24 protein-coding genes are annotated in these 23547 nt (G+C 36.2%); 20 read left to right on the forward strand and 4 right to left on the reverse strand.

The features are described 5' to 3' along the window. Nucleotides 1-2: 2 nt before the first annotated feature. The 3 genes from LG329_RS00360 to LG329_RS00370 are packed head-to-tail and all read right to left on the reverse strand — an operon-like array spanning nucleotide 3 to nucleotide 2383. Nucleotides 3-1064 carry a glucose-1-phosphate thymidylyltransferase gene (locus LG329_RS00360; RefSeq protein ID WP_404452579.1) on the reverse strand — a complete coding sequence of 354 codons (1062 nt, stop codon included), beginning with the start codon at nucleotides 1062-1064 and terminating at the stop codon, nucleotides 3-5. A gap of 26 nt (nucleotides 1065-1090) precedes the next feature. Beyond that, nucleotides 1091-1525, reverse strand: coding sequence for a UDP binding domain-containing protein (locus tag LG329_RS00365; protein WP_404452581.1), 435 nt, complete (start codon nucleotides 1523-1525; stop codon nucleotides 1091-1093). A gap of 48 nt (nucleotides 1526-1573) precedes the next feature. Continuing rightward, nucleotides 1574-2383: a UDP-glucose dehydrogenase family protein gene (locus tag LG329_RS00370; RefSeq protein WP_404452582.1), complete on the reverse strand. Its 810-nt coding sequence runs from the start codon at nucleotides 2381-2383 to the stop codon at nucleotides 1574-1576. Between the two features lie 203 nt (nucleotides 2384-2586). On the opposite strand from LG329_RS00370, the gene LG329_RS00375 reads away from it, so the two are divergent. The 4 genes from LG329_RS00375 (at nucleotide 2587) to LG329_RS00390 (ending at nucleotide 7274) form a co-directional block, all read left to right on the forward strand. Continuing rightward, nucleotides 2587-3681, forward strand: a complete 1095-nt coding sequence (locus tag LG329_RS00375; protein WP_404452583.1) for a CotS family spore coat protein — start codon at nucleotides 2587-2589, stop codon at nucleotides 3679-3681. Continuing rightward, complete coding sequence (locus tag LG329_RS00380) at nucleotides 3682-5079, forward strand: glycosyltransferase family 4 protein (protein ID WP_404452584.1); 1398 nt, start codon at nucleotides 3682-3684, stop codon at nucleotides 5077-5079. It begins immediately after the preceding gene. A gap of 151 nt (nucleotides 5080-5230) precedes the next feature. Beyond that, on the forward strand, nucleotides 5231-6961 hold the full coding sequence (locus LG329_RS00385) for a phospho-sugar mutase (protein ID WP_404452585.1): 1731 nt from the start codon (nucleotides 5231-5233) through the stop codon (nucleotides 6959-6961). Between the two features lie 145 nt (nucleotides 6962-7106). Continuing rightward, a complete protein-coding gene (locus LG329_RS00390; protein ID WP_404452586.1) occupies nucleotides 7107-7274 on the forward strand; it encodes an aspartyl-phosphate phosphatase Spo0E family protein in 168 nt (55 codons plus the stop codon). A gap of 190 nt (nucleotides 7275-7464) precedes the next feature. Here the strand turns inward: LG329_RS00390 and LG329_RS00395 are convergent, their stop codons facing one another. Next, the gene (locus LG329_RS00395) at nucleotides 7465-7590 is read right to left on the reverse strand and encodes a hypothetical protein (protein ID WP_404452587.1); all 126 of its coding nucleotides are present in this window, start codon (nucleotides 7588-7590) and stop codon (nucleotides 7465-7467) included. A 516-nt stretch (nucleotides 7591-8106) separates the two neighbouring features. Here LG329_RS00395 and smc point away from each other — a divergent pair. From smc to sucC, 16 genes are all read left to right on the forward strand, one after another. Then, on the forward strand, nucleotides 8107-11673 hold the full coding sequence (gene smc / locus LG329_RS00400; RefSeq protein ID WP_404452588.1) for a chromosome segregation protein SMC: 3567 nt from the start codon (nucleotides 8107-8109) through the stop codon (nucleotides 11671-11673). Between the two features lie 15 nt (nucleotides 11674-11688). Continuing rightward, nucleotides 11689-12687: a signal recognition particle-docking protein FtsY gene (gene ftsY, locus LG329_RS00405; protein WP_404452590.1), complete on the forward strand. Its 999-nt coding sequence runs from the start codon at nucleotides 11689-11691 to the stop codon at nucleotides 12685-12687. 86 nt (nucleotides 12688-12773) lie between these two features. Next, nucleotides 12774-13103 carry a putative DNA-binding protein gene (locus LG329_RS00410; RefSeq protein WP_404452591.1) on the forward strand — a complete coding sequence of 110 codons (330 nt, stop codon included), beginning with the start codon at nucleotides 12774-12776 and terminating at the stop codon, nucleotides 13101-13103. A 13-nt stretch (nucleotides 13104-13116) separates the two neighbouring features. Next, entirely contained in the window at nucleotides 13117-14469 is a 1353-nt protein-coding gene (gene ffh / locus LG329_RS00415) for a signal recognition particle protein (RefSeq protein ID WP_404452592.1), read from the forward strand. Nucleotides 14470-14635: 166 nt separating this feature from the next. Next, nucleotides 14636-14908 (forward strand): 30S ribosomal protein S16, encoded by a 273-nt coding sequence (rpsP, locus tag LG329_RS00420; protein WP_089062772.1) that lies wholly within the window; start codon nucleotides 14636-14638, stop codon nucleotides 14906-14908. Nucleotides 14909-14922: 14 nt separating this feature from the next. Further along, entirely contained in the window at nucleotides 14923-15150 is a 228-nt protein-coding gene (locus tag LG329_RS00425) for a KH domain-containing protein (protein ID WP_404452593.1), read from the forward strand. A 118-nt stretch (nucleotides 15151-15268) separates the two neighbouring features. Beyond that, nucleotides 15269-15658, forward strand: coding sequence for a YlqD family protein (locus LG329_RS00430; RefSeq protein WP_404452594.1), 390 nt, complete (start codon nucleotides 15269-15271; stop codon nucleotides 15656-15658). Between the two features lie 11 nt (nucleotides 15659-15669). Further along, nucleotides 15670-16185 (forward strand): ribosome maturation factor RimM, encoded by a 516-nt coding sequence (gene rimM, locus LG329_RS00435; RefSeq protein WP_404452595.1) that lies wholly within the window; start codon nucleotides 15670-15672, stop codon nucleotides 16183-16185. Continuing rightward, nucleotides 16185-16925: a tRNA (guanosine(37)-N1)-methyltransferase TrmD gene (gene trmD / locus LG329_RS00440; RefSeq protein WP_404452596.1), complete on the forward strand. Its 741-nt coding sequence runs from the start codon at nucleotides 16185-16187 to the stop codon at nucleotides 16923-16925. The genes rimM and trmD overlap by 1 nt, the downstream gene beginning before the upstream one ends. Nucleotides 16926-17074: 149 nt before the next feature. Continuing rightward, the gene (gene rplS / locus LG329_RS00445) at nucleotides 17075-17422 is read left to right on the forward strand and encodes a 50S ribosomal protein L19 (RefSeq protein WP_404452597.1); all 348 of its coding nucleotides are present in this window, start codon (nucleotides 17075-17077) and stop codon (nucleotides 17420-17422) included. 90 nt (nucleotides 17423-17512) lie between these two features. Continuing rightward, nucleotides 17513-18073, forward strand: coding sequence for a signal peptidase I (gene lepB / locus LG329_RS00450; RefSeq protein ID WP_404452598.1), 561 nt, complete (start codon nucleotides 17513-17515; stop codon nucleotides 18071-18073). Between the two features lie 48 nt (nucleotides 18074-18121). Next, nucleotides 18122-18967 carry a ribosome biogenesis GTPase YlqF gene (gene ylqF / locus LG329_RS00455; RefSeq protein ID WP_404452599.1) on the forward strand — a complete coding sequence of 282 codons (846 nt, stop codon included), beginning with the start codon at nucleotides 18122-18124 and terminating at the stop codon, nucleotides 18965-18967. Between the two features lie 87 nt (nucleotides 18968-19054). Beyond that, complete coding sequence (locus LG329_RS00460) at nucleotides 19055-19828, forward strand: ribonuclease HII (protein WP_404452600.1); 774 nt, start codon at nucleotides 19055-19057, stop codon at nucleotides 19826-19828. Nucleotides 19829-19843: 15 nt separating this feature from the next. Beyond that, complete coding sequence (locus LG329_RS00465; RefSeq protein ID WP_404452601.1) at nucleotides 19844-21676, forward strand: hypothetical protein; 1833 nt, start codon at nucleotides 19844-19846, stop codon at nucleotides 21674-21676. After that, nucleotides 21673-21948 (forward strand): EscU/YscU/HrcU family type III secretion system export apparatus switch protein, encoded by a 276-nt coding sequence (locus tag LG329_RS00470; protein ID WP_404452602.1) that lies wholly within the window; start codon nucleotides 21673-21675, stop codon nucleotides 21946-21948. Before LG329_RS00465 ends, LG329_RS00470 begins: the two co-directional genes overlap by 4 nt. Nucleotides 21949-22230: 282 nt before the next feature. Continuing rightward, nucleotides 22231-23391 (forward strand): ADP-forming succinate--CoA ligase subunit beta, encoded by a 1161-nt coding sequence (gene sucC / locus LG329_RS00475; protein WP_404452603.1) that lies wholly within the window; start codon nucleotides 22231-22233, stop codon nucleotides 23389-23391. Nucleotides 23392-23547: the final 156 nt, after the last annotated feature.

The following is a 23547-nucleotide window of genomic DNA, read 5'->3' on the forward strand; positions in this document are numbered from 1 at the left end:
AGTTACTCTTGCTTTCCTTTCTTGTTAGTAGCGGATTTGGAAAAGGTTATGGAAGATTCATCACCGAAAATCCCATGAATTGTATCATCTTTTTGATCCTTGCCGATAAGCTTCGTTTTTTCTCCAAAAACGCTATCGGTTATTACATAAGGTATATTTGTTAAGCACGAGCCTTTTAATACAATGCTGTTTTTGATGATACATTTTTGTACAGTTGTATCTGATTCAATTGATACATAGGGTCCTATTACAGAGTCTTTAATTTTACAATTATCACCTATTTTCACAGGCGGAATGATAACAGAGTCTTGAACATTTCCATTATTAAATTCATCATCCCATTGATCACTATTTTGCTTAAGCATCCATTGATTAGCTTCTAACCATCGTTCCATTGTTCCCACATCAAAGGTAGGTTTATTTGCTTTCACGTAATTGATCGTGTATCCATGATCAATCATCCATTGGATTGCATCTGTAATTTCATACTCTCCTCGGGCGGAAGGAGAGATAGCATGAATGGCTCTAAAAATAGTAGGTTTAAATATATAGGCGCCAATGACAGCTAAATTCGATTTAGGATTTACTGGTTTCTCCTCAATGTTTATGATTTTATTATTTTTTATTTCAGCAATGCCATAATCTTCTGGTCGGCTGACTTCGTTTACCATCACAGTTCCGTGGATGTCTTTTTTATTGAAATGGTCCATTAACGAGTTTAAGGGATCCTCTATCAAGTTATCGCCTAGTAGTAAAACAAAAGAGTTGTTATCGATAAAATCCTCTGCTTGCTTTACAGCGTGGGCTATTCCTTTTTGTTCGTGTTGATATATATAATGAAACCGAATGTCTCTTCTAGCTTCCAACTGTATATACTTTTCAACTAGTTCCTTTTGGTCTTGTTGAATAACTAATCCAATGTCCCGTATTCCCAAGCTGTATAAACGGTCGATTCCATAACTAATAACGGCTTTATTTGCAACGGGCAACAAAGGTTTAGGTTTGGTATAAGATAATGGCCTTAATCTAGTTCCTTTTCCAGCAGTCAGGATTAATCCTTTCATTTTCTCCCTCCTTTCTTAACAAGACATTAGGGATAGCCTATGCCTTCATAATTAAAATTTAATTCATTCATTTTTCCAGCCTCCAGCATATTTCTGCCATCAAAAACAAAAGCATGGTGGACTATATTCCGTACCTTCGCCCAATCTAGTTCCTCATAGTGGGGCCAGTTGGTACAAATAAGGATTATGTCAGATTCCAGGGCAGCTTCATAAGGATCGCTGCATTGCGTAACCCCTTTGTCTAACCAATATTTTGAGAGATGAACAATCGGATCATGTACAACCACATTTGCTTTTTCATCTAGCAATTGCTTCATGATTGGAAAAGATACGGATTCACGCGTATCGTCTGTATGGGGTTTAAAAGACAACCCGAATACAGTAACTTTTTTTCCTTCTAGGGAATGAAAACTGTTTCTTACTTTTTCTAGGAAGTATTGAGGTTGTGTTTGATTAATCATTTCGACTTGTTTCAAAATTTGAAGTGGGATTTGATAAGATCCAGCCGTTCACAAAAGTTCTTTTACATCCTTAGGGAAGCATGATCCTCCATACCCTAAACCAGCCTGAAGGAAGGCAGATCCGATTCGGTTATCTAACCCCATTCCCTCCGAAACATCATGAACATTAACCCCGAGCGTATCGCAAAGCTTCGCCAATTCATTTATAAAAGAAATTTTAGTGGCTAGGAAAGCGTTTGAGGCATATTTAATCATTTCTGCTGCTCTTGGTGTAGTTTGTAAAATAGGACAGGTCCAGCTTTGATAGACTTTTTCTACTGTTTCAAGCGCCTCGGTATTGTTACTGCCTATTACAATTCGATCTGGATAAAGAGCGTCATGTAAGGCACTGCCTTCTCTTAAAAACTCTGGATTCATAGCTACATTTACTGGTAAACATTCATGGCTTTCTTGCGTAATCCACTGCTCGATTTTTTCCGTGGTGCCGATAGGGACAGTACTTTTTACAACAACAGTTTGTTCAGAGGTCCTAAACTGACCAATCATTTGTGCGACTTTTTTTACATAAGATAAATCGGTATTTCCGTTTGTTAGGGATGGTGTGCCTACAGTAATGAAGAGAATGTCATTAGTTGCAATAGCCTCTTTTGGATCCGAAGTAAAACGTATCCTTTGGTTTTGAAGTTGATTCATTAGCATCTCCTGTAAATTCGGCTCGTGAAAATATAATTCTCCCTTTTTTAAAGATGCTATTTTTTCCTTATCAATGTCTAAACCAGTAACTTCGTGGCCTGCATTTGCTAAGACAACTCCCATAGTAGTTCCAACGTAACCCATCCCTATAAATAAAATTTTCATGAGATTTCCCCTCTTTTAAACGAGCCGTACAAATAATATATTGTTTTCTATAAAATCAGTAACGGCATATAACATGAAAATACAAATAAAGGCGCACCACAGTCACATTTTGGTAGGCTTCTCTATCTATTTATTATTTAGTAAGTAATATAACCATACATTATAGCTATAGATGAATAGAATGTTTATACGGAGGTGAAAAAATGACTGAACAAATAAAACCATGGTCTCAAGAGAATGCACTAGACTCTCTCTATGTTCCAACCTATATCGAGGATATGGCACAACAAGTTTTAAAGTTTTATGATTTTGACGTTCACCAAATGACCGTTATGGCAATAAAAGACGTACAAGGTGGGGCCATATGGAAAATTGATACCAATAAAGGTCCTTTTAGTTTAAAGTTATTACACCGCAGGCCAACACGCAGTAGATTTAGTCTAGGGGCTCAAGAATATTTAGTGAATGAAAAAAACGCTAGGGTTCCAACTATTATCAAAACAAAAAAGGGACAAAATGATGTTGAAATGGGTGGAAAAGTTTGGTTTGTAGCAAAGTGGATTGAAACTTTACATGGGCTTCCGCAGGATTTAGAAGGGACAAAAAAACTTTGTTATGCCTTAGGAGAATTTCATAAACTATCAAAAGGATATGTACGTCCAGAAGGGGCAGAAAATGTCTCCCGTATTCATCGATGGCCGAGAACCTATGAGCGTATGGAAAAGAAGCTTGGCTGGTTTGGGGATATTGCGAACGCATATAATGAAATGCCTGCAAGCTCAACCATTCTTTCCGTTCTTGACATGTATCAGGAACAAGTACGTCAGGCCCGGAAACGGCTGGAAAGCTCTTCGTATAATGAGATAGTTTCTAAAGGAACACAAGAAGCAAGTCTTGTACATCAAGACTATGGATGGTCCAATGCACAAATGGCTGAAGATGGAATGTGGGTTATTGACTTAGATGGTGTATCCTATGACATCGCAATTCGTGATTTAAGAAAACTGATTATTGATCGCATGCATTTTCTAGAAGTGTGGGATATAAACTGGATAAGGGAAATGATTGAAGCGTATGATCAGGCAAATCCAATTACAGATGAAGACTATGAGATGTTACTAATAGATTTATCACTACCGAACTTGTTTTATAAAAATGTAAAACATATTATCTACTCTCCTACAACTTTAATGAATTCGGAGTTAGAGCAAGAGTTACAATTAATAATTGATCTCGAAAAACAAAAGTGGCCAGTTTTAGAGGAGTTAGCCAAAAATAGGAAAGGAGGTATTATCTAAATGAATGTTTTAATCATCTGCACGGAAAAATTACCACTTCCCCCCATCCGCGGAGGAGCCATACAAACGTATATTGACGGAGCGCTTCCAACATTACAGAAAAGGCATCAAATTACAGTCTTAGGGAGAAGTGATAAGTCATTACCAAATGAAGAAACGAAAAATAATGTTCGTTATATCCGAGTAGAAGGTGGGGTTTTGGAAAACTATCGTGAAAACGTTGTAGATTTTTTAAAAGCGTCTTCCGAAAAGTATGATTTAATTCATATTTTTAACCGACCACGATTAGTAAATGCGGTACGTGAGTTAGCTCCAGAATCTAAAATTGTTTTAAGTATGCATAATGATATGTTTAAACCTGAAAAAATTGATCCAGAAGAGGGAGCTTCAGCGGTAAAAAAAGTTGATAAAATAATTACGATTAGTAATTATATAGCCAAAACCATTGAGGATTTGTTCCCTGAAGCGTCACCTAAGCTACAAACGATATATTCAGGTGTAGATCTAGATCGTTTTGCTTCTTCTTACTCAGTAAATGTAAGAAAAATGAGAAAAAGTTTAAGGAAAGAGCATAATCTTACCGGTAAAAAAGTCATATTATACGCTGGTAGGCTTTCACCTAATAAAGGAATTGATGTTCTAATTCGTGCAATCCCTGAATTAACAAAAAAGCATGATAATGTAGCTTTGGTGATTATGGGAAGTAAATGGTTTAGTGATAATTCTTTAACTGATTATATTGCTTATGTTCGCGCTCTGGCAGATCGACTTCCTATTCAAGTTGTACAAACAGGTTTTGTCTCACCTGATAAAATTCAAGACTGGTTTGCTGCTTCTGATATTTTCGTCTGTACGTCTCAATGGCAAGAGCCACTTGCCCGAGTTCATTATGAAGCAATGGCTGCGGCGTTACCCATGATTACGACAGATCGTGGGGGAAACAAAGAGGTTATAGAGCCATATAAAAATGGAATTTTGGTAGAGAACCCAGAAGATACGGGAGAGTTTGTTAAACACTTATCCTATCTCCTTTCAAATCCGAAAATTGGTAAAGAAATGGGGGAGTATGGCCGGACCTTGGCAGAAAAAAATTATACGTGGGATAGGGTAGTAAACGATATTTTATCCGTTTGGGAAGAATTAGAGAATAAGAATGTCCAAGATGACGAAAACATGAATACCCATGGAAATTTTGAACAATCAAGTCATGAGAACGAACGTAAGAGTATCACCGGAAGAAAACTATTGGAGAGCAGAAGATTACAGGCTATTAGGGAAAAAAACAAAGCCCGTAACAAAAATACCAATGATGAGAACCAAACTAGTAATGAGGACAAATGCAAGAAGGGAACCAGAAAATTAAAGGAAAACAGAAATGTAGAGGGGAAAAGCGATTAAATACTTTTTATAGTAACTAGTAGACACGTTGTCGCCAAAACTTAGGTAAAAGAAAAATCAGATCTGAGCTAAAAGTCTGATCTTTAGGCGTCGAAGAAGCGAACTGATTGATAAGGATTCGTTTCTTCTGCCTAACTAGGGGGATTATTAAATGAACGCGTGGAAAACAGTTTATGAGAAGTGGAATTCATTCCAAAACTTAGACTCTTCCTTGAAAAAGGAATTAAACCATATTAAGGGTAATCAAGCAGCAATAGAAGATGCTTTTTATAAAGAATTAACATTTGGAACAGGCGGAATGCGCGGCGTTCTTGGGCCTGGTATTAACCGGATGAATATATATACCATTAGAAAGGCTGTTAATGGTCTTGCGAATTATTTAAAAGTAAATTGTGTCAAGGTAAATGATCGTGGTGTGGTGGTTGCATACGATTCACGTTACATGTCACAGGAGTTCGCACTTGAAACAGCTAAGGTTCTAGGGTCATATGGTATTAAAACATATGTATTTGACACAATTCATCCAACACCAGTTTTGTCATTTGCTGTTCGATATTTAGGAGCAGTTGCTGGAGTCATGATTACAGCCAGTCATAATCCACCAGAATACAATGGCTTTAAAGTTTATAATGAACATGGCGGGCAAATCGTTCCCGATGAGGCTACTGAAATCATTTCCTATATTCAACAAACTGAAAACGAATTGACCGTGCCTTTCTTGAAGCAAGCTGAGCTTGAAATGGAAGACCTGTTGGTTTGGATTGGTAGTGAAGTAGACAATGCATACTTAGTGCAATTGAAACAAATATCCAAACTTGAACAATCTGAACTTGAAAAGGATAAAGCATTAAACATCGTTTTCACTCCACTTCATGGTACATCCTATGATTTAGTCTTAAAGGGACTCGCGCAGCTATCCTTTCCGCATGTTCATGTTGTTGATGAACAAGCTATGCCAGATCCGGAGTTTTCAACTGTTGAATCACCGAACCCAGAAGAACATCAAGCATTTACATTGGCAATTGAAAAAGGAAATAAAGTAGATGCTGATATCTTAATAGGGACAGATCCAGACGCCGACAGATTAGGTGTTGCTGTCAGGGAATCTAATCAATCGTTTAAGGTATTAACAGGAAATCAACTAGGTGCACTTTTACTTGACTATATCCTGTCCCATAGTGACCCAGTCATTCTACCTAATGCAAGAATGCTTAAAACCGTTGTGACGACGGAATTAGGAAGGGCAATCGCAACCCATTATGGGGTGAAAACAATCGACACATTAACTGGATTTAAATATATTGGTGAAAAGATCCGTCAGTTTGATAAGACGGGAGAAAAATTCATTTTTGGTTTTGAGGAAAGCTACGGTTATTTGATCAGTAGCTTTGCAAGGGATAAAGATGCTGTACAGGCCGCCATGATAGCATGTGAAATGGCACACTTTTGGAAAAAACAAGATAAGACCCTACTTGCAGCATTAGAAAGCCTTTATGCGAAACATGGTTATTTCTTGGAAGGGATGTCCTCGTTCACACTTAAAGGTAAGGAAGGATCTGATAAAATTACGATGATAATGGAGGGTGTTCGTAAAAATCCATTGACTGATATAGCGGGCTTAAAGGTGAAAGAAATGGAAGATTATGCTACTGGACAACGCACGATTTTTGGTAAAGAAAATAAGCATGAAACAATGGATTTACCAAGGGAAAACGCAATCAAATTCATCCTAGAAAAAAACAGTTGGGTATGTCTTCGTCCCTCTGGAACAGAGCCTAAAATCAAATGCTATTATGGTGTTTGTGAAAAAATAAAAGAAGAAAGTGAAGCAAGTCTTAAATCATTAAAGACAGCTATGGATCAAGTCATAGAAAATATGTGAGGCATCGTTGTTAAAGAGAAGATCAACGTATGTCTAGTTTTATCAAAACATGACTATTCTTGTCTAAGCTATTTCAATTAAAACTAAAATCTTTCATAATGTTTCTATTGTGTCAAAAAAGAAAGAAAACAGGGGGATTCTTATTTTGAAGTTAGAAGAAAAGTTATTGCAGTATATAAACAAAAAAAGACAGGTAATGATTAAGATAGGAATGATTCAAGGAATGACAAGCAAAGAGGCTATAAAATGTAGTCAAGAGCTTGATTATCTGTTGAATTTATACATGAAAGCTTCACTGAAAACTGTTGCATAAATGTGAACAAAAGCCACATTGATATTGTTGTTAATTGTGCTATTATATCGTAACCATTATATTCATTAAGATTTAGAGAGGTTTTCATCAAGTTACTTAACTTTTTGAAAACCTCTTTTTGCTTTTAAGAGAATTTAAAATAAGATGATCCCTGATCAGGGATCACAACAGATAATAAAGGGCGTTGATACTATTTCTTTTTTTCCACATTTTTTACTGATGATCTTAATATAAAAGTACTTGCGGCTGAAATAACAGTACCTATTGTGGAAAGTATAATAATATCCGTAGTACGTTCTTTTTGGTTTTTCTTCATAATGATAACTCCTCTACTTTTTTTAATATCTTTAGTTAGTTACATGAACTTATCCGAGGTTAGTTATGGAAAAGAGGGGAGAATTATTTTCATTATCCCAGCCGATATTAGTTATTTCTGCCTAACTCTTATTAAAAAATGTATAATATAGTTATGTGTATACAAGAAGAACGGGGGAATGATGATGATGTTAATAAAGAAATTACAAAATATCATTTGCTAATAAATATAACGTATATAAGAGTTAACAGGTTAAGGATTGCTACAATAAGTTCCTAATTTCTAACCATAAAAGTATAAAAAGGTGTGGAAAATTATAGATTTTGTTCTTTTGTAGTAATAAATGCGCTATTCGTATACATTTGTACAAAAACATAAATGATAAAACATTATTATTATGATAAAATAAATGCGGTAAAAAGCCAAATTTATTTTAGAGATATAGAGAAAATAATGTTTGTTAATGGCACCAAGTGTCGGTTATGATTATCTCGGTTCAATTAGGAGAATGTGTTTATGTACTTAAAACGATTAGAAAGTATTGGATTTAAATCTTTTGCAGAACGTATACAAGTGGACTTCGTTCCTGGCGTCACTGCAGTAGTAGGTCCTAATGGTAGTGGAAAGAGTAATATAACCGATGCGATACGCTGGGTACTTGGTGAACAATCAGCTAAATCATTGCGTGGATCTAAAATGGAAGACATTATTTTCCAAGGTAGTGATACAAGAAGAGCATTGAATGTAGCTGAAGTTACACTCGTACTTGATAACAGTGATCAGGCAGTGCCGCTTGATTATGAAGAAGTTAGTATTACGAGACGTGTATACCGTTCAGGTGATAGTGAATTCTATATTAATAAGCAGACATGCAGGTTAAAAGATATTGTTGATTTATTTATGGACTCTGGACTTGGCCGGGAAGCGTTCTCCATTATTAGTCAAGGTAAAGTTGAGGAAATTTTAAGCTCTAAAGCAGAAGAACGACGAACAATTTTTGAAGAAGCTGCTGGAGTTTTGAAATATAAGCAACGAAAAAAGAAAGCGGAGTATAAGTTAGCCGAAACACAAGAAAATTTAAACCGTGTAGAAGATATCATCCATGAAATAGAACAACAGCTAGGTCCTTTGAAGGAACAAGCAGAGACAGCAAAGAAATACAATCACGCAATGGAACAATTAAAGCAACAAGAAATCTCTTTAATGATTACGGAAATAGAGCAATTACATAGTGAGTGGCAGCAACTACTTGAAGAATTAGAGAAAGAAAAAATGAATGATTTGACAATAAAAACAGATATTCAGAAAAAAGAGGCTATTCTTGAAGAAGAACGTAGCAAAATTAATGCTTTAGACGATGAAATAGAGCAGGTACAAGAAGCGTTGTTAGAAATCACTCAAAAACTAGAGCAGTTCGAAGGTAAAAAGCATGTGTTGAACGAACGGATGAAGCATTTTGAGGAGAATAAAACAAAGCTAGAAACAGATAAACAAGCAACGGAAGAACGAATCCATCATTTAGATGAAGAACTTAAAGAAGAAAAAGAAAAGCTTTCTTCATTATCAAAAGAACGAAATACGGTTAAAGAAAAAGTAGTTGATCTTGAAAAACAACTGACCGTAGATAAAGAGTCGATTGCAGATCAAATTGAAGAACTCAAATCAGAATATATTGAGTTTCTGAATAGTCGAGCTGCAAATCGAAATGAACAACAATCAATCGATCAGCAAATCAAACAAATTACTGTTAAGAAAGAAACGCAAGAAGATAAGAACAGTGACATCGTGCAGACAAGAGAAAAATTAGAAAAAGAGAAATCGAAAATTACTGAAACACTTCATAATTTACAAAAAACCTATTTGTCTAATGAAGATGAAGTTAAAAGATTGAAAGATACACTTAGCAAAGAAAAAAGTGAGTACCAGGAATTACAAATGAAGCTTAATCAAGGACTTCAATACATAGAGAAAATGAAGTCCAAGAAAGAAATGCTGGAAGAAATGAAAGAGGATTTCCAAGGTTTCTTCCATGGTGTTAAAGCCGTCCTAAAGGCAAGGGAAGAGAATAAATTAACAAACATCCATGGTGCTGTAATTGAGCTTATCGATGTGCCAAAGAAATATGTTAATGCTATAGAGACAGTGCTAGGTGGACAGGCCCAGCATATTGTTGTTGAAGCCGATCATGAAGCACGTGCGGCAATTAAGTGGTTAAAAGATTCCAATAAAGGCAGAGCTACATTTTTACCACTTAACTCCATTCAACCTCGATACATTTCTGAAAGTTTATTGAAACAAGTGAAAAGTCATGAAGGGTTCATTGGTGTTGCGTCGCATTTAGTGAAATGCGATTCTACCCATCAAAAAGCTGTTGAGCATTTAATGGGTCATGTAATCATAGCGAAATCATTAAAAGACGCAAGCGATATAGCGAAATTGGTCATGCGCAAGTTTCGGGTTGTTACACTTGATGGAGATGTAGTGAATCCAGGTGGTTCCATGTCAGGTGGAGCAGCTAAAAAAACAAACCAATCATTATTCACGCGTGACAAGGATCTACAGGAGATTACGCAAAAGCTAATTGATTTTCAACAAAGAACAGCGTTGTTTGAGAAAAAGGTACAAGCTGCAAAGGAATCAATTGACCGTAACGAACAAAAATTAGAACAAGCACAAGAAAAGACTGGTGCGAGTCAACAAGCACTTCAAGATTCGAAAACAAAATATAGTCAAGTAGATATGAATTTGACTGCAGTAAATGATAATTTAGCTTTATATGATCAAGATAAGAAACAATTTGAAGTAGAAGAAAATGAATTGTCAGTTCGCCGTAAGTTTTTATCGGAAGAGTTAAACAAAATCGAAAATGAAATTACAACCATACAAGAAAAAATTGATGAATTAGGTGAACAAGAGAACAAACTAAGAGAGAACAAAGAACAAGTTCAACATGATTTCCATAAAAGTCAGATCTTGTTGGCAGAACTCGAGGAAAGAGTGAAGAACCAGCGTGATAAAACGAAAGCATTAGCAGAGGATATTGAAGAAGAGAACCGACAGTTTGTAAGTCATAGAGATAAGTTACAGGAATTAATAGAACTGAAGGAAAATGAAGTTACTGAAACCCAAATTACCAATTATATTGAAAAATATCTTGCTGAAAAAGAAGAAGTCACGAATGATATACAAGAGAAGCGACGAAATCGTAGCAATTTAACGCAATTTGTTCAGGACTCGGAAAGAGAATTAAAAGAGCAAAATAAATCTCATCAGGCAATTATTAAACAAGTCCAGGATAAGGAAGTTAAAGCAAATCGATTAGATGTAGAGCTGGAGAACCATTTAACACGTTTGCAATCGGAGTACATGCTAACATATGAAAGAGCAAAAGAGACTTACGAAAAAACGGATGACCTTGCAAAAACAAAAGCAAGCGTTCAACAAATTAAGAAGTCGATTGAGGACTTAGGTAGCGTGAATATCGGTGCCATAGAAGAGTATGAACGAATTTTGGAACGTTACACCTTCTTATCTGAACAAAGGGATGATCTTGTTCATGCGAAAGAAACCATGTTTACTGTAATTGCTGAAATGGATGAAGAGATGCAGAAACGTTTTGAGTCTACTTTTACTCAAATTAAAGATGAATTTGCAATTGTGTTTAAGGAATTGTTTGGTGGAGGAAATGCGGAATTAAAATTAACCGATCCAAAAAACATCCTCGAAACAGGTGTAGATATAATTGCTCAGCCACCGGGCAAAAAACTGCAACATCTGGGTCTGCTTTCCGGTGGAGAGCGAGCATTGACGGCTATTGCTCTGTTATTTGCAATCTTACGAGTAAGGCCTGTTCCGTTCTGTGTATTGGACGAAGTTGAGGCAGCCCTTGACGAGGCAAATGTGATGCGGTTTGCTAAATATGTAAAGATGTATAGCGAGGAAACGCAATTTATCGTTATCACTCATCGAAAAGGAACGATGGAAAAAGCGGATGTACTATATGGGGTCACTATGCAGGAATCCGGGGTTTCCAGATTGGTTTCTGTTAGGTTGGAGGATACAAAAGAATTAGTGAAGTATTAAGGAGGAATTTTTCTAATGGGATTCATGGATAAATTAAAAAATAAATTCAAGCAAAATGATGAAGAAGAGGTATCAACGAAATATAAAGAGGGCATGACAAAAACCAGAAATTCTTTTTCAGGTAAAATTAATGATTTAATTGCCAAGTATCGAAAGGTTGACGAGGACTTTTTTGAAGAATTAGAAGAGGTATTAATATCTGCCGATGTCGGCGTAATGACAGTAATGGACTTAATTGATGAGTTGAAAATGGAAGTGAAGCGACGTAATATTAAAGATACAAAAGATGTTAAAGATGTCATTTCTGAGAAACTAGTAGAAATATATTATGGTGATGATGAAGCCGATATTGAAGAATTAAATATTCAACAAAATGATTTAACAGTAATGTTAGTTGTTGGTGTGAACGGTGTTGGTAAAACAACATCTATTGGAAAGCTAGCACATCAACTAAAATCAGAAGGAAAAAAAGTAATGTTAGCAGCAGGAGATACTTTCCGGGCAGGTGCTATCGAACAGCTTGAGGTTTGGGGCGAGCGCGCTGGTGTAGATGTCATTAAACAAGGCGCTGGCAGTGATCCCGCTGCAGTGATTTTTGATGGAATTAAAGCGGCAAAAACACGAAATGCTGATGTGTTAATTTGTGATACGGCCGGTCGCTTGCAAAATAAAGTGAATTTAATGAATGAGCTATCGAAGGTTAAACGTGTCATTGAACGTGAGGTTCCAAATGCGCCACACGAGGTATTGTTAGTTTTAGATGCAACAACAGGTCAAAATGCGATGAGTCAGGCTAAGACATTTTTAGAAGCAACGAATGTATCAGGAATCGTATTAACGAAGCTTGATGGGACTGCAAAAGGTGGAATAGTCCTAGCAATACGTAATGAGTTACACATTCCAGTTAAATATGTTGGTTTGGGGGAAAAAATGACAGACTTACAAAAGTTTAACGCCCAAGCCTTTGTATTTGGTTTATTTGCTGATATGCTAGAAGATGATAACGAGTACTAGTTGATGTCGCTTTTTTATAGTTGACAGGTAAAAACAATGTTCGTTATTATTGTAAAGAACTTTCACTTAACAAGGGGTGTTTGGGAATGCTAGAAAAGACTACACGTATTAATTACTTGTTTGATTTTTACCAAGCGTTACTAACACCTAAACAGCGTAATTATATGGAAATGTATTATTTAGAGGATTACTCGCTTGGTGAAATCTCTGAGTTATCCCAGGTTTCCAGACAAGCTGTTTACGATAATATTAAACGTACAGAACAGATGATTGAGTCATATGAAAAAAAGCTGCATTTGTATGATAAGTTTCAAACCCGGACGGAACTTTTGGATAAAATTGAGAAAGATCTTGCAGAAAATGCAATAACAAATGATACAAAAAGCATGCTTATAAAATTAAAAGAAATAGATTAGGGGGACACCTTCTATGGCATTTGAAGGATTGGCCGACCGTTTACAAGGTACAATTAAAAAAATCACTGGTAAAGGTAAAGTATCTGAACAAGATGTAAAAGAAATGACGAGAGAAGTTCGACTCGCGCTTCTTGAAGCTGACGTAAACTTTAAAGTTGTGAAAGATTTAATTAAGCGGATCAAAGAACGTGCAACTGGCCAAGAAGTAATGGAAAGTTTAACACCAGGTCAGCAGGTTATAAAGGTTGTAAAAGATGAACTATCCGAGCTAATGGGTGGAGAACAAAGTAAAATTGCTGTAGCGGATAAATCGCCAACTGTTATTTTGATGGTAGGTTTGCAAGGTGCTGGTAAAACAACTACCACAGGGAAGCTAGCTAATTTACTAAGGAAGAAACAGAATCGTTCGCCATTGTTAGTTGCTTGTGATATTTATCGTCCAGCGGCTATTAAGCAACTTGAAACACTTGGAGAACAGTTGGATATGCCTGTTTTTTCAATGGGAACAGAAGCGAATCCGGTTGATATTGCAAATAAAGCAATTGAGCAGGCAAAAGAAGAGCATAATGATTATGTCATTATTGATACAGCAGGTCGTTTGCATGTTGACAATGATTTAATGGATGAGTTACAGGGTATTAAAGCTAGCGTAAAGCCAGACGAAATTTTCTTGGTAGTCGATTCAATGACTGGTCAAGATGCTGTAAATGTAGCAGAAAGCTTTAATGAGCAACTGGATATTACAGGTGTCGTACTAACCAAGCTTGATGGGGATACACGTGGTGGTGCTGCATTATCGATTAAGGCAGTTACAGATAAACCTATTAAGTTTGCGGGTATGGGTGAAAAACTGGATGAATTAGAAGCATTTCATCCTGATCGCATGGCATCTCGTATTCTTGGTATGGGTGATGTGTTATCTTTAATTGAAAAAGCACAAACAAATGTGGATGAAAAACAAGCAAAAGCATTAGAAGAAAAAATGCGTACGATGTCATTCACGTTTGATGACTTTTTGGAACAAATGGGTCAAGTGAAAAATATGGGACCGCTTGATGATCTCATGGCGATGATTCCAGGTGCAGGCAAAATGAAAGGTTTGAAGAATGCGCAATTAGATGAAAAACAACTTGCACATGTAGAAGCAATTATTCAATCCATGACGAAAAAAGAGCGCCAGGAACCTAGTCTTATGAATGCTAGCCGCAAAAAGCGGATTGCCGCTGGATCTGGTACATCTGTTTCACAGGTCAATCGCTTATTGAAACAATTTGATGAAATGAAAAAAATGATGAAACAAATGACCAACATGCAAAAGGGTAAAAAAGGCAAAGGAATGAACGGAATGAAGTTTCCGTTTATGTAATACTCCAAAGCGTAAGCGCCAGCGCCAGTTTAGCGACTTTGAAGCTGGACGTTGGCTGATCCGCAACATATTTTTCATTGTGTAATGGAAAAACACTTTACAGACAAACAAATATCTGATAGAATCTAAAATTGAGTAAAACATTCTTATTGGAGGTGCAAGAAACATGGCTGTTAAAATTCGTTTAAAACGTATGGGATCTAAAAGAAATCCATTTTATCGTATTGTTGTTGCTGATTCACGTTCTCCTCGTGACGGACGTCAAATCGAACAAATTGGAACATATAACCCGGTAGTAAACCCGGTTGAAGTTAAGATTGATGAGGAAAAAGCGCTTAACTGGATGACAAATGGTGCAAAACCAAGTGATACAGTTCGTAATCTTTTCTCAAAAGAAGGCATCATGAAAAAATTCCACGACTCTAAAAATCAAAAGTAAAGTAGTGTGATATCATGAAAGCCCTAATTGAATCCATTGTTACACCACTTGTTGATTATCCGGAAGATATCGTTGTAACAGAAACAGAAGAAGAAACAAAAATTATTTTTCATCTTACTGTTAATAAAGATGATGTTGGGAAAGTTATTGGCAAGAATGGACGTATTGCAAAAGCGATTCGTACTGTTGTATATGCAGCTAAATCGGATGCAAACAAACGTATATATTTGGATATCATGTAGAGGGAAAGGGCATACCTTTCCCTTTTTACGCATTATTTTTTATACTTTAAGAAGTACCTTTAACGGTATAAAGTATAAAAAAATCTAAGGCTTTTATCTAAAGAGGTGTGATGCTCGGATGAAAATAATGAAAAAAGTGCTAGTTAAGCAAGTAATAACAGAAAAAAGTAAAGAGGAATTAAGACATAACTTCACAAATCATAAAATGCGGCTTGAACAAGAGTGTCAACAATTGTTGTTTGAACAAAGGAAATTACAGAATAAGTCAGGGGTATCTAAACAAGAGGTTTACCAGCGTTTTCAGCAGGAAATTAAAAACCGTAAAGAAAAAATGAAACTAGTTGACTTTAAACTGGAACAATTGGATATGTTAGAGATTGGCAGTGAAATTACGGAAAAAGAAGTTGAAGCTCTTGTTGAGGTTAAAGAAGGTTCGCATTGGGATCAAATTATGGGTGAAACAGCAATTATTGTAAAAGATGATGTTGTCATCCGAATCGATGAATAGCAGGTGATTGAATGAATGAAAAAATGTTTAATGTAGGTAAAATTGTAAACACTCATGGAATTCGTGGCGAAGTAAAGGTATTGCGCATTAGTGACTTTGAGGAACGTTTTTTTGTTGGGGAAACGTTATTTTTGGTAATGGAAAATAAACAGCCAATCCAGTTGGAAATATCCAGTCATCGTACACATAAAGGTTTTGAACTCATTACCTTTAAAGGTTTTGACAATATTAATGATGTCGAACATTTCAAAGGTTCCTACTTGAAGATTAATGAGGATCAATTAACGGATTTAGACGAAGACGAATATTACTACCATGAAATCATTGGTTGTGCAGTTTATACGAACAATGAAGAGAATATAGGGACTGTCAAAGAAATATTGTCACCTGGTGCAAATGATGTTTGGGTAGTTAAACAAGAAAAAGGAAAAGATCTTCTTATTCCGTATATTGATGATGTTGTACAAAAAATTGATATTGAGACTAAAAAAGTGGTAATAAATCCAATTGAAGGATTGCTTGACTAATGCATATTGATATATTAACACTATTCCCAGAAATGATAGAAGGAGTATTTAATTCTTCTATTTTAAAAAAAGCTCAGGATAAGAATAAATTTAGTTACAATCTCATTAATTTCCGAGATTACTCAGAGAACAAGCATAAAAAAGTTGATGATTATCCATATGGTGGTGGAGCGGGAATGGTTTTAACGCCCCAGCCTATTTTTGATGCTGTAGAAGCGATTACCAAGGAAAAGTCAGCCGAACCACGTGTTATTCTCATGTGTCCACAAGGTGAGCCATACAATCAGAAAAAAGCAGAAGAGTTAGCAAAAGAAGAGAATCTAGTATTTATTTGTGGTCATTATGAAGGCTATGATGAACGGATTCGGGAACATTTGGTCACGGATGAAATATCAATAGGAGATTATGTACTTACTGGCGGTGAGCTTGGTGCAATGGCTGTTATCGATAGTGTGGTACGTTTACTTCCCGATGTATTAGGTAATCAAGAGTCCGCACCAGAAGATTCATTCTCTACGGGTTTACTTGAGCATCCACATTATACTAGGCCAGCAGATTTTCGGGGTATGAAAGTTCCTGAAGTATTGTTGTCTGGAGACCATGCAAAAATTAATAACTGGCGAAAACAGGAATCACTAAAACGTACATTTGAGCGCCGGGAGGAATTGCTTCGTTCTGAAACACTTTCAGATGAAGATTTAAAAATCCTTGATTATATTAAAACTAGACAAGACGAATAGTCAATTGTTTTGTTTCAAAAACAGTTGAACTAGTCTGTTCTATATGGTATATTTATTGTTGTGCTTAAGTACGAGACTTAAGCTCTAAAAACGATGTTCCGCTGTCCCTTAGTGAGTTATGAGCATTGGTTTGGAAGGAGAGAAATATAATGCAAAAAATAATTGCAGATATCACAAAAGAACAAATTCGCGCTGATCATCCTGACTTCCGTCCTGGTGACACTGTTAAGGTACACGTGAAAGTTGTCGAAGGTACACGTGAGCGTATTCAGGTTTATGAAGGTGTTGTAATCAAACGCCAAAACGGTGGAATTAGCGAAACATTTACAGTAAGAAAAATTTCTTACGGTGTAGGTGTTGAACGTACATTCCCATTACATTCACCTAGAATTGCTCAAATTGAAGTTTCAAGACGTGGTATCGTTCGTCGTGCGAAGCTTTACTATCTACGTAATCTACGCGGAAAAGCAGCTCGCATTAAAGAACGTCGCAAATAAAAATGTTATGGTAAGAGAGCTTGGCTGTATGCAAGCTCTTTTTTACTTTAAAGTATCATACATATCCCAAATGTTTCGGAGGAAAGCCTCATGTCTAAACTAAAAAATGAATGGTTTGACTGGGCGAAGGCATTATTAATCGCTTTTGCTCTGGCCTTTATCGTTCGAATGTTCTTTTTTGCTCCAATTGTAGTGGATGGACCTTCAATGCAGCCTACATTACATAATCATGATCAAATGATTGTCAATAAATTTTTATATAATGTTAGCGATCCTGAACGATTTGATATAATTGTGTTTCATGCTACTCCGGAACAAGATTTTATTAAAAGAGTAATAGGATTACCAGGTGAACATGTAGCTGTAAAGGACGATGTTCTGTATATTGATGGTGAACCAATAAAAGAGCCTTTTTTACAAAAAATAAAGGAACAAAAAAAGCCTAACCAAACACTAACAGGAGATTTTCGATTAGAAGATTTACCAGGTGGCTATGAAACAATACCAGAGGGTTATGTACTTGTACTGGGTGACAATCGAAATAATTCCGCTGATAGTCGTGTATTAGGGTTGATTCCACAAGACACAATAGTTGGTAAAACAAGCTTTACTTATTGGCCGCTTAATCGATTTCATGTTTTAGACTTTTAGAAATGAAACTTTAGTACAGATAAAGTATAAGTAGAATAGGGTGATAACATGGCAATACAATGGTTTCCGGGACATATGGCAAAAGCACGCAGGCAGGTAGAGGAAAAGCTAAAACTCGTGGATTTTGTGATGGAACTAGTTGATGCAAGAGCACCATTATCTTCTCAAAATCCAATGCTTCAGCAAGTATTACAGAGCAAACCAAAGATGATAATTCTAATGAAAAAAGACTTAGCAGACCAGCGCGAGACAGACAAATGGATTGCTTATTTTCAAGAAAAAGATATTACGGCAATTGCAATTAATGTAAATAACAAAGGTGATATTCAAAAAGTTATTCATCTTGCAAAAGCACTTGGTCAAGAAAAAATGGACAAGCTTAAGAAAAAAGGGATACAACCGAGAGCTACTCGAGCGATGATAGTTGGAATTCCGAACGTGGGAAAATCAACATTAATTAATCGACTTGCAAATAAAAAGGCAGCGAAAACTGGAGATCGTCCAGGAGTAACAAAACAACAGTTGTGGATTAAAGTGAAAAAGGATTTTGAATTATTGGATACTCCTGGTATCTTGTGGCCAAAGTTTGAAGATGAAATGGTAGGCTTGCGGTTAGCCGCGTTAGGTACAATTAAAGATCAATTATTATCACTTCAAGATATAACGGTATTCGTCATCAGGTATTTTCAAGAACATTATCCTACATTACTTGAAGAACGCTATGAAATTGATCGTGATAGTACTGATATTGTAGAAATATTTGAAGCAATTGGAAAAAAACGCGGATGCCTGGAAAGTGGTGGAACTGTCAACTTTGATAAAGTTGCAGATGTAGTTATCCAGGATTTACGTACAGGTAGATTAGGAACAATTACATTAGAATCCGTAAAGTAAAAATTGGCATTTCATCTTAGGATGAATGCCATATTTTTTACTACCACTACGAAAAACTGTTAACTAAACCGATAAAGAAGGTGACGTATGAAAACTAAATCGATAGCTGAAATTAAACAATTAATAGATCATGATAATCTTTCAGATGCAGAAATCTCGAAATTACAACAGGATACCCGGAAAGGTGTCCAGAAGTTGTGGAAGATCTATGAACAACGTCTTCAGAAAATGAAAGACTTAGAATGTCAATTTTTAGAAATGAGCCAGTATGAGCACAAAAACTATACTAAAGGTTGCAACTATATAGCTGGAATAGACGAAGCAGGTAGGGGACCATTAGCGGGACCAGTAGTTGCGGCTTCTGTTATTTTACCTAGGGATTTTAAATTGTTAGGTTTAGATGATTCAAAACAATTAAACGAACGAAAACGAAATGAGTTCTTTTCAATTATTAAAGAACAGGCCATTAGTTATGGAATATCAATTATAAGTAATCAAAAGATTGATCAAGTAAATATTTATGAAGCTACAAAACTTGCGATGCACGATGCATTAAGCCAATTGGAACCTAGTCCAGATCATGTCTTAATTGATGCTGTTCCATTAAAACAACTTCCTTGTACATCTGAATCCATTACAAAAGGTGATCAAAAAAGTATTACGATTGCAGCTGCAAGTATTTTAGCAAAAGTTACCCGAGATACAATAATGAAAAAGATACATAATGATTTTCCATTCTATGATTTTGCATCAAATATGGGGTATGGAACAAAACATCATATGGACGCGATACAACAACATGGTGTTACACCATTTCATAGGAGATCGTTTTCACCAGTAAGAAGCTCTATTGTTCAATAATAGGAGGTGTCTCTATTGAGCATACAAGACGTGCTCTTTAAACGTTTGAACAGTGTAAAGGTTAATCATACACAGCCACTTTTAAAGCCAGGTCAAATCGTTCAAGGTAAAATTGTGAAGCTATATCCAAATAACAAGGCACAAATTCAAATAGGTTCACAAAAAATGGTTGCTCAATTAGAGGCCTCTTTAACGATTGGGGAAAACTACCATTTTCAAGTGAAAACAAATGCGAATGTTACGCATTTAAAGGTTCTTGGTGAACAGTTAAAACGTAACATGAGTAACAACATGCAGATGTTACTAAAAGAATTAGGTATTAAAGCAACAAAAGCAGATATACCCCTTATACAGCAGTTAATGCGAGATAAGGTTCCGTTCGATAAAGAACAGCTGGTTAAAGCTTTTCAACTGCTAGAGGGCGCTGCAAACAAAGCACAAGCACAATCAGTGGTTAAGGAAATGCTCGTACATAAATTACCCTTAACGGATTCAATCTTTCAGGCCCTGTATACAAAATCAACAAATGGAATCAGTGATCAGCTTAATAATTTATTGCAGCAGTTAAAGCAGGACACAAATCAAACACCGCTAAAGCAAACCTTAATCGAACGTTTGGCTTCATTAACTGAGCAAACAAACTCAAATAAGGGAGCATTAATTAAACATATTTTAACAGAAATAGAATCAACTAAGACAACTTTCTTTGTCGCTGCAAAAGCCACGGGTTTAGTGAATGAAAGTGTGGAATTATCTTCATGGAAAATTGATTGGCAAAGTTTTGCTAAAAGTAACTTTGGAAATGTCTCTGCTAAAAATATTACGATGTCCAGTCAACAAGTAAATTCTTTATCGCTGCCGTATAATATGAATGACACAGATGTGTTAAACATATTTAAGCATTTACTAGCAAATAAAGGCCACTTAATAACGCAAACGGAGGCCCTTTTACAGCAGTTTTCATCTGCTATTAGCAAAGCCAACATTCATCAAATTCCGATGTCATCCAGTGATTTTTCACAGTTAAAATCCCAAATCGAGAAAGAGTTATTACCAATAATGGCCAGTAAACAACAACAACAGCATGTAAGAACTCTTTTACAAAATAACACAACGTCATTAGATCAACTACATACGCTACTTAAAACACTCTCAAATGATCAAACATATACACAAATCGAGCAACTGGTAAATAGTACAAAGTCTGGAGACAACCTGTTGTTTGCTAAACCGCATGAACAATTGTTAGTTCAAATAAAAAAAGTGCTACAATCGACAGGATTTGCGCATGAATATAACCTTGCAAATGATTTGCCAGAACAACAGTCAACTACCATTAAATCAATGGTATTACAGCTTCTGCAGCAAAGTGATGGGTTAATAAACGATCGAGCACAGCAGCTACTTCAATTCATTAATGGTATGCAAATACAATCAGTAAACGATAATACGAACTTTTTACAGGCAAGCCTTCAGATACCTGGGGAAAAGCTTGGACTAAACAAAGATTTACAGCTTGAGTTTGAAGGGAAGAAAACAGATTCGGGCAAAATCGATCCTGCTTATTGTAGGATATTATTTTATTTAGATTTAGCCAATATGAAAGAAACAGTTATTGATATGAACATCCAGAAACGGGCAGTAGCGGTTACCATTTTCAATGAAAACACGTCAATATTAGAGCGTTCCCAAGCATTGAAACCAAAACTTAAAGACGGTTTAGATGCATTAGATTATCATTTGTCAACAATTACCATAAAACCATTAAAACAAATGGATACAGATAAAGAAGAAGCACCAAAAAAAACAGAAACTAATTCATATCAAGGGGTTGATTATCGGATATGAAAGAAAAAAGAACAAAAGCCGCAGCACTTCGATACGATCAGAGCAATGACCAAGCACCAACTGTAGCGGCAGCAGGTAAAGGAATCATAGCAGAAAATATAATAGAAAAAGCTAAACAAAATAATATTCCGATACAAGAGGATGCTTCTCTTGTTGAATTGTTAGCTGAATTAAATATAAATGAAACCATACCTGAGGAATTATATCAAGCAGTTGCAGAAGTATTTGCCTTCGTTTATCGAGTAGATAAGAAAGTAGATTCTCCTAAATAATGAAATTTTCGACAATAAATTTCGAAGTACGTGGCGTTCTTACTCGAACTGTTTTTTTGTACGCCACTAACAGTCGCCTTCGCTTTTCTATTGTCCAGCTACGGCTCCTAGCGACTAGCAGATAGTTGGTTCTGATGAATGTACGGAAAGTTCGGCGTACAATTCACAGACCCATCTATCTGTACGCCACTATCAGTCGCCTACGCTTTTCTTTAATCCTTGTTAATTTTGTCGTTTTTTAATACAATAGGAATGCAGTGAATTTTGATGGGAGGATGAAAGATGAACATTCATGAGTATCAAGGCAAAGAAATTTTGCGAAGCTATGGTGTAAATGTTCCAACTGGACATGTTGCATATACGGTAGATGAAGCTGTAGAAGCTGCTAAGAAACTAAGCTCTTCAGTAACAGTAGTAAAAGCACAAATTCATGCTGGTGGCCGCGGTAAAGCCGGTGGAGTTAAGATTGCCAAAAACTTAGACGAAGTGCGTACATATGCTAATGAGATTTTAGGCAAAACACTAGTTACGCATCAAACTGGTCCAGAAGGTAAGGAAGTTAAACGCTTGCTTATTGAAGAAGGATGCGACATTAAAAAGGAATATTACGTAGGTCTTGTTCTTGACCGTGCAACTTCAGCTGTTGTTATGATGGCATCAGAAGAAGGTGGAACGGAGATTGAAGAAGTAGCTGAAGAAACACCTGAAAAAATCTTTAAAGAAGTAATTGATCCAGTAGTAGGTTTATCTGGATATCAAGCTCGTAGACTAGCATTTAATATTAACATTCCAGAAGAATTACTTGGAAAAGCTGTTAAATTTATGATGGGTCTTTACCAAGCATTCGTTGAAAAGGATTGCTCTATTGCAGAAATAAATCCTTTAGTAACAACTGGTGACGGTGAAGTATTAGCATTGGATGCAAAGTTAAACTTTGATGACAATGCATTATTCCGTCAAAAAGACGTTCAAGAATTCCGTGACTTAGACGAAGAAGATGCAAAAGAAATCGAAGCATCTAAATACGACTTAAGCTATATTTCACTAGATGGAAATATTGGTTGTATGGTTAACGGTGCAGGACTTGCAATGTCTACAATGGACATTATTAAACATTATGGTGGCGACCCCGCTAACTTCCTCGATGTTGGGGGCGGTGCGACTGCTGAGAAAGTTACCGAGGCATTTAAAATCATTTTGTCCGATCCCAATGTAAAAGGAATTTTTGTTAATATTTTCGGTGGAATCATGAAATGTGACGTTATTGCTGAAGGTGTTGTGGAAGCAACAAAACAAGTTGGACTTGAAATTCCATTAGTTGTACGTCTAGAAGGTACAAACGTTGATTTAGGTAAGAAAATATTAAACGAATCAGGCTTAAATATTACTTCAGCTGACTCAATGGCTGACGGCGCTGAAAAAATCGTTTCAATGGTGAAATAAAAGCGGAAACGACTTGTTCAGCGGCGTATGGACTGTGCCCACGCAACGTGGGTAGTTCGAAGTTGCCACGCAAAGTGGCGGTTTTAATCGAACAATCCTTCCGGACGAGATAAAGGAAAGCCAAAAGCGATTTTTCTTTTGAGCTTGACTTATCGA

It is taken from the genome of Virgibacillus necropolis (genome assembly GCF_044793635.1).
GTDB classification, from domain to species: Bacteria; Bacillota; Bacilli; order Bacillales; family Amphibacillaceae; genus Virgibacillus_F; species Virgibacillus_F necropolis_A.